General features: G+C 71.8%; 13 protein-coding genes. 6 read left to right on the plus strand and 7 right to left on the minus strand.

Translation table 11 applies throughout. The annotated features are described in order from the left end of the window. The first annotated feature begins 3 nt into the window (after positions 1–3). Genes ACIA5G_RS36455 through ACIA5G_RS36465 form a run of 3 tightly spaced genes read left to right on the plus strand, consistent with a single transcriptional unit; the run spans position 4 to position 2939 of the window. Positions 4–1281: a magnesium transporter MgtE N-terminal domain-containing protein gene (locus ACIA5G_RS36455; protein WP_395931663.1), complete on the plus strand. Its 1278-nt coding sequence runs from the start codon at positions 4–6 to the stop codon at positions 1279–1281. Continuing rightward, complete coding sequence (locus tag ACIA5G_RS36460; protein ID WP_395931665.1) at positions 1274–1783, plus strand: DUF1003 domain-containing protein; 510 nt, start codon at positions 1274–1276, stop codon at positions 1781–1783. The genes ACIA5G_RS36455 and ACIA5G_RS36460 overlap by 8 nt, the downstream gene beginning before the upstream one ends. A gap of 10 nt (positions 1784–1793) precedes the next feature. Further along, positions 1794–2939 carry an Mrp/NBP35 family ATP-binding protein gene (locus tag ACIA5G_RS36465; RefSeq protein ID WP_395931667.1) on the plus strand — a complete coding sequence of 382 codons (1146 nt, stop codon included), beginning with the start codon at positions 1794–1796 and terminating at the stop codon, positions 2937–2939. A gap of 60 nt (positions 2940–2999) precedes the next feature. Here ACIA5G_RS36465 and tatB read toward each other — a convergent pair whose 3' ends face one another. From tatB to sigE, 4 genes are all read right to left on the minus strand, one after another. Beyond that, the gene (gene tatB, locus ACIA5G_RS36470; RefSeq protein WP_395931669.1) at positions 3000–3440 is read right to left on the minus strand and encodes a Sec-independent protein translocase protein TatB; all 441 of its coding nucleotides are present in this window, start codon (positions 3438–3440) and stop codon (positions 3000–3002) included. Positions 3441–3516: 76 nt separating this feature from the next. Next, a complete protein-coding gene (locus ACIA5G_RS36475; protein ID WP_395931671.1) occupies positions 3517–5034 on the minus strand; it encodes a trypsin-like peptidase domain-containing protein in 1518 nt (505 codons plus the stop codon). A 175-nt stretch (positions 5035–5209) separates the two neighbouring features. After that, the gene (locus ACIA5G_RS36480; protein WP_395931673.1) at positions 5210–5863 is read right to left on the minus strand and encodes an anti-sigma factor family protein; all 654 of its coding nucleotides are present in this window, start codon (positions 5861–5863) and stop codon (positions 5210–5212) included. Then, on the minus strand, positions 5860–6459 hold the full coding sequence (gene sigE / locus ACIA5G_RS36485) for an RNA polymerase sigma factor SigE (RefSeq protein WP_395932272.1): 600 nt from the start codon (positions 6457–6459) through the stop codon (positions 5860–5862). Before sigE ends, ACIA5G_RS36480 begins: the two co-directional genes overlap by 4 nt. A 211-nt stretch (positions 6460–6670) precedes the next feature. Here sigE and ACIA5G_RS36490 point away from each other — a divergent pair, with 211 nt between their 5' ends. After that, positions 6671–7315, plus strand: coding sequence for an O-methyltransferase (locus ACIA5G_RS36490; protein WP_395931675.1), 645 nt, complete (start codon positions 6671–6673; stop codon positions 7313–7315). A 65-nt stretch (positions 7316–7380) separates the two neighbouring features. Here the strand turns inward: ACIA5G_RS36490 and ACIA5G_RS36495 are convergent, their stop codons facing one another. Beyond that, a complete protein-coding gene (locus tag ACIA5G_RS36495) occupies positions 7381–8571 on the minus strand; it encodes an MFS transporter (protein WP_395931677.1) in 1191 nt (396 codons plus the stop codon). Between the two features lie 62 nt (positions 8572–8633). Between ACIA5G_RS36495 and ACIA5G_RS36500 the strand changes: the two genes are divergently transcribed. Beyond that, positions 8634–9536: a LysR family transcriptional regulator gene (locus tag ACIA5G_RS36500; RefSeq protein WP_395931679.1), complete on the plus strand. Its 903-nt coding sequence runs from the start codon at positions 8634–8636 to the stop codon at positions 9534–9536. A gap of 121 nt (positions 9537–9657) precedes the next feature. Here the strand turns inward: ACIA5G_RS36500 and ACIA5G_RS36505 are convergent, their stop codons facing one another. Both ACIA5G_RS36505 and ACIA5G_RS36510 read right to left on the minus strand, forming a co-directional pair. Then, complete coding sequence (locus tag ACIA5G_RS36505; protein ID WP_395931681.1) at positions 9658–11121, minus strand: leucyl aminopeptidase family protein; 1464 nt, start codon at positions 11119–11121, stop codon at positions 9658–9660. A 90-nt stretch (positions 11122–11211) separates the two neighbouring features. Next, positions 11212–11379 carry a DUF3117 domain-containing protein gene (locus tag ACIA5G_RS36510; protein ID WP_005155393.1) on the minus strand — a complete coding sequence of 56 codons (168 nt, stop codon included), beginning with the start codon at positions 11377–11379 and terminating at the stop codon, positions 11212–11214. Between the two features lie 197 nt (positions 11380–11576). On the opposite strand from ACIA5G_RS36510, the gene ACIA5G_RS36515 reads away from it, so the two are divergent. Then, complete coding sequence (locus ACIA5G_RS36515; protein WP_395931683.1) at positions 11577–12371, plus strand: enoyl-CoA hydratase-related protein; 795 nt, start codon at positions 11577–11579, stop codon at positions 12369–12371. Positions 12372–12382 lie beyond the last annotated feature (11 nt).

The raw sequence follows: 12382 nt of genomic DNA on the forward strand, positions 1-12382 counted from the left end.
GGCATGGCCGGGGTCAACAGGGTTTTCGCAGCTCAGCTGTCCGGGTTGCCGGTGTTCGGCCCGGACGGCGAATCCATCGGCCGGGTCCGCGACCTGGTCGCCGGGCTGCGCCTGGACGCCCTCCCGCCGCGGATCCTCGGCCTGGTCGTCGAGCTGACCACGCGGCGGCGGGTCTTCGTGCCGATGCTGCGGGTCACCTCGATCGAGCCGACCGCCGTCACGCTCGCCACCGGCTCGGTCAACATGCGCCAGTTCAACCAGCGCCCCAACGAGGTCCTGGTGCTCGGCCAGCTGCTCGACGCGCACGCCACGCTCGCCGGGTCCGAAACGCGGATCACGGTGGTCGACGCCGGCATGGAGCCGACCCGCACCCGCGACTGGGTGCTGGCCAAGCTCGCCATCCGGGAGCGGCGGGTCGGGCTGGGCCGCCGTCGCGCGACGATGCAGGTGCTGCCCTGGGCCGACGTCGCCGGGCTCGGCCTCACCGACCTCTCCCGGCAGCCCCAGGGCGCCGGGCAGCTGCTCGTGCTGTTCGACACCATGCGCCCGGCCGACATCGCCGCGACCGTGCGCGACCTGCCGCTCAAGCGGCGCCACGAGGTCGCCGACGCGATGGACGACGAGCGCCTCGCCGACGTCATCGAGGAGCTGCCCGACGACGACCAGAAGGAGCTGCTCGCCTACCTGGCCGAGGAGCGCGCGGCCGACGTCCTCGAGGCGATGAACCCCGACGACGCCGCCGACCTGCTGGCCGAGCTGGCCCCGGCCGAGCAGAGCCGGCTGCTGGAGCTGATGGAGCCGGAGGAGTCCGCGCCGGTCAGGCGGCTGCTGGAGTACTCGTCCGACACCGCGGGCGGCCTGATGACACCCGAGCCGGTGGTGCTCACCCCGGACACGACGATCGCCGAGGCGCTGGCGCACATCCGCAACGCCGAGCTGCCGCCCGCGCTGGCCAGCATGGTGTTCGTCTGCCGCCCGCCGACCGCGACGCCGACCGGGCGCTACGTCGGCGTCGTCCACTTCCAGCGGCTGCTCCGGGAGCCGCCCGCCGAGCTGGTGGCGAGCGCCGTGGACACCGGGCTCCCGCCGCTGCAGCCGGGCGCCTCGCTGGCCGAGGTCACGCGGTACTTCGCGGCCTACAACCTGACCTGCGGCCCGGTCGTCGACACCGAAGACCACCTGATCGGCGCGGTGACCGTCGACGACGTGCTCGACCACCTGCTGCCGGAAGACTGGCGCGAAACCGGCCTGCACGACACCTTGGAGGAAGACCGTGCCTGAGCTGACTTCGGGACGGCGGCTCGACCAGCCCCGCGGCCAGAACCGGTTCAGGCTGAACATCGACCCCGACACCTTCGGCCGGCTCTCCGAGCGGCTGGCGCGGTTCCTCGGCACCGGGAAGTACCTGTTCTGGCAGACGCTGCTCGTCGTCGTCTGGGTGGTGCTGAACATCACGGCGGTGTCGCTGCAGTGGGACCCGTACCCGTTCATCCTGCTCAACCTGGCGTTTTCGACGCAGGCGGCGTACGCGGCGCCGCTGATCCTGCTGGCGCAGAACCGGCAGGACGACCGCGACCGCGTCTCCCTGGAGGAGGACCGGAACCGGGCCCTGCAGACGAAAGCCGACACGGAGTACCTGGCCCGGGAGCTGGCGGCGCTGCGGCTGGCGATCGGCGAGGTGGCGACGCGGGACTACCTGCGCAGCGAGCTGGACCGGCTGCGGGAGGACCTGGACGTCCAGCCCAGGAAGGCCAAACCGAACCGCACTCCTACCGGCTCGTAACATGGGGTGGGTGACCAGCACCCAGCAGCTCCCCAGCGTCGACGACGTCCGCAGCGCGCTGAAGAGCGTGCAAGACCCCGAGATCCGGAAACCCATCACCGACCTCGGGATGGTCAAGGACGTCGTGGTCGGTCCGGACGGCGTCGTGACGGTCGGGATCTACCTGACGGTGGCCGGCTGTCCGCTGAAGGCGACGCTGACCAACGACACCCGCGAGGCGGTGTCGAAGCTCCCCGGCGTGGCCGACGTCAAGGTCGAGCTGGACGTGATGAGCGACGAGCAGCGCTCCAACCTGCGCAAATCGCTGCGCGGTGACGCCGACGAGCCGGTGATCCCGTTCGCGCAGCCGGGCTCGATGACGCGGGTGTACTGCGTCGCGTCCGGCAAGGGCGGGGTCGGCAAGTCGTCGGTCACGGTGAACCTGGCCGTGGCGATGGCCCAGCGCGGGCTGTCGGTCGGCGTGGTGGACGCGGACATCTACGGCCACTCGATCCCCCGCATGCTGGGCGCGCGCGAGAAGCCGACCAAGGTCGACACGATGATCATGCCGCCGCAGGCGCACGGCGTGAAGGTGATCTCGATCGGCATGTTCACCCCGGGCAACACCCCGGTGGTCTGGCGCGGCCCGATGCTGCACCGCGCGCTGCAGCAGTTCCTGGCCGACGTCTTCTGGGGCGACCTCGACATCCTGCTGCTGGACCTCCCGCCGGGCACCGGCGACATCGCGATCTCGGTCGCGCAGCTGATCCCGAACGCGGAGATCCTGGTGGTGACGACGCCCCAGCAGGCCGCGGCCGAGGTGGCCGAGCGGGCCGGGGCGATCGCGCTGCAGACGCGTCAGCGCGTCGCCGGGGTCATCGAGAACATGTCGTGGCTGGAGCAGGAAGACGGTTCCCGCCTGGAGATCTTCGGTTCCGGTGGCGGCCAGACGGTGGCCGACTCGCTGACGAAGTCGATCGGCTCCGACGTGCCGCTGCTCGGTCAGGTGCCGCTGGACCCGCAGCTGCGCGAGCAGGGTGACGCGGGCACGCCCCTGGTGCTGACTTCGCCTGATTCGCCGGCGTCTCTCGTGCTGAAGGAAGCGGCGAAGAAGCTGACGGTCCGGGCGCGCGGGCTGGCCGGGATGATGCTGAACGTGACCCCCGCGGGCCGCTGAGCCGGTAAAACGTCGAAGGCCGCCTCGGGTTCGAGGCGGCCTTCGACGTTTTACGAAGTCTTACGTGGCGTCCGGGTCGATCGGCGGGCGCTCGCCCGGCTTGAGCGGCTCCGGCTGGGACTGCTGGGTTTGGCCGACGGTGTAACCGTTCGAGCCGTTGGTCCCGTTCGTCCCGTTGGTACCGCTCAGGTTCGGGCTGCCGTTCGTGATGCCCTTGAAGCCCAGCGGGTCGGAGTCGCCGTCGAAGAGGTGCTGGGTCACCACGCGCTTCGGGTCGAAGTTGCGCAGGCCGCGCAGGTCTTCCAGCGGCTTGCGCAGCTGGTCGAACTCCGGGCCCATCTCCTCGCGGAGTTGCTCTTTTGCGCCCGTCGCGAAGTCGCGGACCTTCTTCACGCTCTTCGCCATCCAGGACGCCGCTTCGGGAAGCCGTTCCGGGCCGAGGATGAAGAGACCGGCGATGATGAGGACGAGGATTTCCCCCCATCCGACACTGTCGAACACCGTCAACCTCCGCTCGGAACCTACGTGCTCAGCGTACTCGTCACCGGCCACACTCCGGCAGGCCGAACGTCGGAACTCAGTCGGAAGCCAGGGTTACGTCGACGACGAAGCTCGCGCCGTCTCGCGCCAAGGACACCGGGACCACTTCGCCGACGTCGTGCGCGCGGACCGCGACCGTCAGCTCGGCGGAGTCGCGGACCAGCCGGTTGCCGATCTTCGTGATCACGTCGCCCTCCTTGATGCCCGCGTTGGCGGCCGGGCCGCCGGGTGCGACGTTCTTCACCTGTGCGCCCATCGTGGAGGAGCCGGCGACCGTCGAGGACGCGTTGATGCCGATGTCGGCGTGCTGGACCTTGCCGTCCTTGATCAGCGCCTTCGCGATCTTGATCGCGTAGTCGCTCGGGATGGCGAAGCCGATGCCGATGCTGCCGCCGTCCGCGCTGGACGAGCGGATCGACGAGTTGATGCCGACCAGCGCGCCGGTGGCGTCGACGAGCGCGCCGCCCGAGTTGCCGTGGTTGATCGCGGCGTCGGTCTGGATGGCTTCGTAGGTGACCGGCGCGGCGCCGCTGTCCCCGCCCGCGGTGATCGGCCGGTTCAGCGCGCTGACGATCCCGGCGGTCACCGAGTTCTGCAGCGCCAGCGGCGAGCCGATCGCCATCACGGTGTCGCCGACCTGCAGGTCCGACGACTTGCCGACCTGCAGCACGGTCGGGTTGGTGACGTTGACCTTCACCACGGCGAGGTCGGTCTTCTGGTCGGCGCCGACCAGCTTGGCCTCGGTGCGGGTGCCGTCGACGAAGATCGCGGTGACCTTGACACCGGCGTCCGCGGCGGCGGAAGCGATCACGTGCTCGTTGGTGAGGATGTAGCCCTGCGGGTCGATCATCACGCCGGAGCCCTGCTCGCCGGACTCGGCGCCGGGCTTGAAGACCTCGAGCGAGACGACGGCCGGGGCGACGCGCTTGGCGATCTCGGCGACCGAGCCGGCCGGGCGTTCCTTGGCGGCCTCGGCTTCGGAGATCGTGGCGGAGCCGGTGAGCTCGGTGCCGGTGTCGCCGACCCACCAGCCGACGAACCCCCCGGCCGCGCCGACGAGCAGCGCGACCACACCGAGCAGCACGAGCGCCTTCGGCTGCACCCGGCGGCCGAACAGCACCTCGGGCAGGCTCAGCAGCGCACCGGGTGGGCGTTTGGCGGGCTTTTCCTCGTCCTCGGCGGGCATCGCGGGGCCGGCGAGCACGGCGCCGGCCCCCGGATCGCGCCACGGGTCGGCGGTGCTGTTCCACAGCGGCGGGTCGGTGTCCTGCGGTTCCCCGGTGGCCTCACGAGGACGTTCGAGCAGCACACCCTCGGCCCCGGGCGGCCGACGGAACGCCTCGGCGAGCGACTCGGGCGCGGGCGGCGCAAGACTGACGCCGTTGGACTTCTGGGGGCTGTAGAGCTTGTCGAACGCCCCGTCGACACCGCTCGGCCGGCCGAACACGGCAGCCTGCGCCGGATCGACGGCCGGCCGCGCCAGCGGCCGCGGGCCCAGCCGGTCGGCATCACGCGCGCCGGGCTGCTCGGGATTCACGTTCGGCTCGGTCATCATTCCCCGGTGCTGAAGATCAGGTGGCTGGGCGTGACGATACCCAAGCCCAGTGCTCCGAGTCTGCCGGTACGCCGGTGAAATGGCTGTTTCTTGCGTGGCGGGAACCCGGCAACCGGGACAATGCCGAAGGCCGCCACGAGGAAACCCTCATGACGGCCTTCGAAGGGAACAAGACTCAGCGGATACCGGCCGGCACCGCGATCGCCGGCGAACTCACCGGTGTCGACGTCGGCGCCGGGACCATCGGCTGCGGCACGGCCATCTGGGCCGGCAGGTTCGCCGGCTGCAGGCCGCCGCCCGTCTCCGGGTTGCCGTCACCGCCGTCCGCGCTGGTGCCCACCAGGGCCAGTGCGCTCAGCACCAGGCCCGAGACCACCACGCCCGCGCCCTGGGCCGCGCGGCGCTTGAGGCGGCCGCCGCCGAGGACGTTCGGGGACTGGCCCAGCGGGGCCGACGAGCCGAGCGGCGCCACGCCGCCCAGGACGCCCGAGTCACGCAGGCCGGCGACCCGGTCGGGACGCTGGACCGCGACCAGCTGGCCGTCGGCGGTGATCGCCAGGTTGTCCGGGCTGCTGGGCAGCTCGGTGTGCTCCGGGATGGACTGCAGGCTCGCCAGGAACCCCGCCGACATCGACGGCGCGCCCGCGTGACGGATCGCCTCGACGGTCTGCCGCTGGGCACGCACCTCGGCCGCGCACGCGGCGCAGCGGGTGATGTGCGACGCAGCGCGGTCGCGGGGGCCGTGCGACAGCTCGCCGTCGACGAACGCGACCACGGCGTCGGGCATCAGATGCGACTCGGGGAGTCCCCAGCCTCGCGGTGCGGTCATACCGAGACCTTCGCAGACTTCGGAGCGTAAGTGCGCCGACGCTCGAGCGAAGCGCGCAGCGCCTGCCGGCCGCGGTGGATCCGGCTGCGGACGGTGCCCAGCTTGACACCGAGTGTCGCGCCGATCTCCTCGTACGACAGGCCTTCGACGTCACACAGCACCACGGCGGCGCGGAACTCCGGCGGCAGCTCGTCGAGCGCGGCCTGCAGATCCGGGTCGAGGTGGGTGTCCGAGTAGACCTGCTCGGGGCTCGGGTCGTCGCCCACGATGCGGTCGGTGTCGTCCGGCAGGCCTTCCATCCGCACGCGCGAGCGACGGCGGGCCATGTCCAGGAACAGGTTGGTGGTGATCCGGTGCAGCCAGCCCTCGAACGTGCCGGGCTTGTAGGACGCCAGCGAGCGGAAGACCCGGATGAAGGTCTCCTGCGTCAGGTCCTCGGCGTCGTGGGTGTTGCCGGTCAGGCGGTAGGCGAGCCGGTAGACCCGGTCACCGTGTTCGCGGACGACCTCGTCCCAGGACGGTGGCGTCCAGACCGCCTCGTCCAGGGACACGGGCTGAGCCGCGTCGGCGTCGTTATCGGCAACGGCGTTCTGCATCGCGGGAGCAGGCACCTCCATCTTGTTTCTCCTGTCTGCTCCACCCAACGCGGGCTGTGGCCACGGTGTTCCCCGTGTGCTCGGATTTCAGTCTCTCCGGACTCCTTATGGTTCTAGTGAGACTGGACTGAGAGCAGGCTGAGAACTTCTTCCCGGGTGCTTACCAGGGAGCCTGCGAGGATTTATCGACAACCAACGCTAACCTCCGTGCGTGAACACGCCCACCCCTGCGGCCGCACCGGCCGATTCCGGGTTCGTCGACGGGTACCTGCCCGACGACGAGGTGCTGACTTCGGCGCGGGCACGGGCCGAGGACCTGGGCTGCGCCCCGCTCAGCGCGGGTGCGGGCGCGACGCTGCGCTTCCTGGCCGCGACGCTGCGCGCGAAGGCCGTCGTCGAGGTCGGCACGGGTGCCGGGGTCAGCGGGCTGAGCCTGCTGCGCGGGATGGCCCCCGAAGGCATCCTGACCTCGATCGACGTCGAACCGGAGTACCAGCGGGCCGCGCGCGTGACGTTCCGCGAGGCGGGCTACGCGCCGGGCCGGACCCGGCTGATCGTCGGCCGCGCCCTGGACGTCCTGCAGCGGCTGACGCCGGGCGGGTACGACCTGGTGTTCGTCGACTCCGCGCACGTCGAGTACCCGGGTTGTTACGAGCTGGGCGTGTCGCTGCTGCGCCGCGGCGGGATCATCGCGTTCCACAACGTGCTGGCCGGCGGGCGTGTGATCGACCCGTCCCACCGCGACCCGGAGACGCTGGCCCTGCGCGAGGTGGCGCGGGCGTTCCGCGAGGACGAGCGGCTGGTCCCGGCGTTGCTCCCGGTCGGCGGCGGACTGCTGGTCGCCGCGGCGATTTGAGCACCTGTCCACAAGGTCGCCGGGCTGTAGACAACCCGCCGCCGCTGCTCCAACTCAGCCGCACCTCAGCCGGCGTTCGCCAGTTCGCCTCGCACCTGCCGGGCCGGCGCCGTGCCCACGCCGACCGCGGCCGCCGCCAGCAGGAGCCAGATCGCGACCACCGCGATCAGCCACGGCCAGCCCGCGTGCCCGTAGACGTACGCGCCGGCCGCGCCGCCGACGCTGCTGCCCAGGTAGTACGTCGCCGTGTACATGCCGCCGACCTGGCCGCGCGCGTCCTCGGGGGCGTCGGCCGCCGCCCAGCCGTTGGCGACCGCGTGTGCCGCGAAGAACGCGCAGGTCAGGACCAGGAAACCGGCGATGACCAGCGGCAGCGAGTCGGGCAGCGTCAACGCGGTCCCGGCCGCCATCAGCAGCAGCGAGCCGATCACCGCGCGGCGGCGGCCGACCCGCGCCACCAGCCGGCCGGCCGCGGCGGACGACACCGAGCCGGTCGCGTAGGCCAGGAACACCAGCGACGCGATCGCCGGTGACAGGTCCAGCGGATGCCCGGTCAACCGGAACCCGGCGGCGTTGTAGAGGGCGACGAACGAGCCCATCGCGAGCAGCGCGACGGCGTACTGCGCCAGCAGCACCGGCTTGCGCAACGCCGTGACCAGGCCGGTCGCGACCGCCTTGAGCTGCGCGTTCCCGCGAGGATGGGTGCCCGGCGGGAGCGTCACGACGGTGATCGCCGAGCACACCGCACCCGCTCCCGCGACGACGAACAGCGCGCCGCGCCAGCCGAGCGGCCCGGCGGTGAACCCGCTGGCCAGCCGGCCGAGCATGCCGCCGACGGTGTTGCCGGCGATCATCGCGCCGACGGCCGCGGCAACCCCCGCGCGCCCGAGCCGTTCGGCCAGGTAGGCGGCCGCGACCCCGGGGAAGCCGGCGATCGCGACACCTTGGAGGGCGCGCAGGACGAGCAGCGCCGGGTAGGTCGGCATCAGCGGCAGCAGCAGGCCGAACACGACCGACGCAATCACCGACGTCAGGATCACCGGCCGCCGGCCGACCACTTCGGACAGCGCGGCGATGGGCAGGACCGCGATGGCGAGCGCGCCGGTCGCGACGCTGACCGCGAGCGCCGCGCCGCCGGGGTCGAGGTGGTACTGCGCGGCGAGCTGCGGCAGCACCGGCTGCGGGGCGTAGAGCAGGGCGAAGGAGGAGATCCCGGCCGCGGCGACGGCGGTCTTGACTCGGCGGGTGGTGGTCACGTCCCGAAAGTAAGCAAGGCTAATCAATACGTCTAATGCACTGACCTGGCATCATTGATGCGGTGACGTATGACTCGCTGTCGGCGCAGGTGGCGCCGCACCTGCCACTGCTCGCCGCCCTGCGCGAGACGAGAAACGTCACACGCGCGGCCGAGCTGCTCGGCGTGCCGCAGCCGACGGTGAGCCGCCGGCTCGCGGCACTGGCCGACGCGCTGGGGGCGCCGCTGACGGTCCCGGACGGCCGCGGCATCCGCCTCACGCGCGCGGCGGAGCTGCTGGCCGAAGCGGCCGAGCGCGGCTTGGCGGCGGTGGACACGGGCGTCCGGCTGGCGCGCGAAGAGGTGGCGCCGGAGTCGGGGCACGTTGTGCTGGGGTTCCTGCACCTGCTCGGGCGGTCGCTGGTGCCTTCACTGCTGCGCGGGCACCGGGCGCGGCACCCGGGGGTGCGGTTCACGCTGGTCCAGGGGTCCCGGCAGGACATGCTCGACCGGCTCGCGGGCGGCGAGCTGGACCTGGCGCTGCTGGCTCCGCTGCCTTCCGACACTTCGTCTCTGACTTCGGCGGGCCTGGTCGACGAGGAGATCCTGCTGTCGGTCCCGGCAGGCCACCACCTCGCGGAGCGGCGCTCGGTGCGGGTGGCGGAGCTGGCTTCGGAGGAGTTCGTGCTGCTGGAGCAGGGTTACGGCGTGCGGACGCTGACGGACGAACTCTGCGCGGCGGCGGGCTTCACACCGCGGATCGCGTTCGAGGGCCAGGAGTCGGACACGGTGCGGGGGTTGGTGGCGGCGGGGCTGGGGGTGGCGTTGCTGCCACGGTTCGGGCCGGGGAGCCCGGCGGGGGTGGCGGAGGTGCCGTTGTCACCACCGCCGTTCCGGACGATCGGGCTGGTGTGGCGGGCGGAAGAGCCGATGACGCCGGCGGTCATGGGGTTCCGCGACCACGTCCTGACCACGGCGGGCAGCTAGCGCCCCAAGGTGGCCTTCGGTGCGTCAGACGCACCCAAGGCGGCCTTCGGTGCGTCACACGCAACCAAGGCGGCCTTCGGTGCGTCAGACGCAACCAAGGCCACATTGGGGCGCTTGAAGCTCAGGCCAGCGAAGCGGCCAGCTCCACCAACGTCCGGGCCGCAAAACCCGTCGCCCCCGGAACCACCTCGTCGTAGTTCTTCTCCGACCGCGCCGGCCCCGCGATGTCCAGGTGCGCCCACGGCAACCCCGAAGTGAACTCCCGCAGGAACAATGCCGCCGTGATGCTGCCCGGACCCGCCGGGGTCTGGCGGACGTCGCCGAACTCGCCGCGGACGTTCTCCGCGTAGTCCTCCACCAGGGGCATGCGCCACCAGGCCTCGCCCACCCGCGAACCCGCCGCGACGACCGAAGCCGCCAGCGAGTCTTCCGAAGCGAACAGGCCGCCCGTGCGCAGACCCAGCGACACCTTCATCGCGCCGGTCAACGTGGCCGCGTCCACCACGAGGTCCGGGGCGAACCGGCGGATTCCGTACACCAGCGCGTCGGCCAGGACCATGCGGCCTTCCGCGTCCGTGTTCGCGACCTCGGTCGTCTTGCCGCCGTAGTGGCGGACGATGTCGCCGGGCCGGTACGACGAGCCGGACACGTGGTTCTCCGCGGCCGGCACCAGGGCCGTCACCCGCACCGGCAGGCCCAGGGCCGCGATGCCGCGGATCGCCGCGATCACCGCCGCGCCGCCCGCCATGTCCGTGCGCATCAGGTGCATGCCGTCGGCCGGCTTGATGGACAGGCCGCCCGTGTCGAACGTGATGCCCTTGCCCACCAGCAGCAGGTGCTTCGCCGCCCCCGACGGCTTGTACGTCATTTCGATCAGCCGCGGCGGCCGCGACGAACCGCCGCCGACGGCCAGGACACCGCCGAAACCCTGCGCCGTGAGCCACTTCTCGTCCCGGATCGCCACCTCGACGCCCGGGCCGGCGACCCGGGCCGCGGTGTCCGCGAGCCAGGCCGGGCTCTTGACGTTGGACGGCATGTTCGCGAGGTCGCGGGTCAGCGCCGTCGACGCGGCCAGCACCGTCGCGCGCGCCACAAGCGCGCTGTACGACGAGATCGCGCGGTCCTCGGCGACGAGCCGGACCGTCCGGACGGACGGCGAAGGGTCCTCACCGGACACCTTGTACCGGTAGCCGCCGAGCAGCAGACCCAGTGCCAGCTCGGTGACGTGCTCGCCGGAAGCCTCTTCGGGCAGCACCAGCTGCACCGCGCGGAACGCCTTGCCGCCGTCGGCGACGTCGTCGGCCAGCGTCGCGTTCACCGCGCGGGCCAGCGCCGCGCCGGTCTTGCGGTACTGCTTCGGCTCACCGTCGCCCAGCCCCGCGACCCAGCGGGGGCCGTCACCCGGCACCGTCTGCACGTCGCCCGCCTTGCCGGTGATCCGGACGCCGCCGATCTCCAAGGGCTCGGTCTCGACGTCCTCCGCGGGCGCGGCCACGAGCCGGACCGTCGGGGCGCCGCGACGGAGGTCGCCGGCGACCTCGATGTCGACGAGACTAGTCGGAACGGGGGGTAGCGGATTACGCACAGTGAGCAACCTTCGGGCGCAGAGGAACCGCGACCCCGGCCTCCGAGGGGAGACCGGGGTGCGACGGAAGGACGGTTCTGGGGGGCCGGCTCAGCCAGTGACCTCCTGCAACGCAGCGCCGAGGTCCTTCGCTTCTTCCGCGGAGAGTTCGACGACGAGTCGACCGCCACCTTCGAGCGGTACGCGCATCACGAGGCCCCGTCCCTCCTTAGTCACTTCGAGGGGACCATCTCCGGTCCGGGGCTTCATGGCCGCCATAGCGTGCTCCCTCCGTCTCAACCGGCGCGCCCGGATCGCGCTCGCGTGAAAGCCAGCCGGGTCTGGTGTCCATTGTCCCTCATCAGCGGCCAGGCGCATCAGCGGACCGATCTTTTGCCGCCGTATCGGTGCTGGTATGCGGCCCGCGAGGGGTGTGAGACTGTCGGTCGACCGATGATTCCGCGCAAGGAGAAGACGTGACCACATCCGACGTCCTGCTGATCGCCGACGCCGACGGGGTGCGCACCCTCACCCTCAACCGGCCGCAGGCGTACAACTCGCTGACCGTGGAGCTGAAGGAAGCACTGCTCGCGGCGCTGCGCGAGGCGGCGGACGACGAAACCGTCCGCGCGGTCGTGCTGACCGGGTCCGGCAAGGCGTTCTGCGCCGGCCAGGATTTGAAGGAACACGTGGGACTGCTGCAAGCGGGTGACCCCGCTCCGCTACACACGGTGAAGGAGCACTACAACCCGATCGTCCAGGCGATCGTGTCCATGGAGAAGCCGGTGATCGCCGCGGTCAACGGCACCGCGGCCGGGGCCGGGGCGGCCTTCGCCTACGCCAGTGACCTGCGGATCGCCGCCGAGTCGTCGTCGTTCCTGATGGCCTTCGCGAACGTCGGGCTCGGCCCGGACTCGGGCGCGTCGTGGACGTTGCAGCGGCTGGTCGGTTACGGCCGCGCCGCCGAGCTGATGCTGCTGGCCCGGACCGTCGACGCGGCCGAGGCGCTGCGGCTCGGCCTGGTCGGCGAGGTCGTGCCGGACGAGGAGCTGCCGGCGCGCGCCCAGAAGGTCGCGGCGAAGCTGGCGGCCGGCCCGACCGTCGCCTACGCGAAGATCAAGGGTGTGCTGAACCTGGCCGCGCAGTCGACGTTCGAGGAGGCACTCGACGCCGAGGACGCCGCCCAGACCGCGCTCGGCGCGACCGCCGACCACAGCGAGGCCGTCGAGGCCTTCGTCGGCAAGCGCAAGCCCAACTTCCAGGGCAAGTAGGCGCGGGGCTG

The sequence above is a fragment of the Amycolatopsis sp. NPDC051758 genome (genome assembly GCF_044453095.1).
Classification (GTDB): domain Bacteria; phylum Actinomycetota; class Actinomycetes; order Mycobacteriales; family Pseudonocardiaceae; genus Amycolatopsis.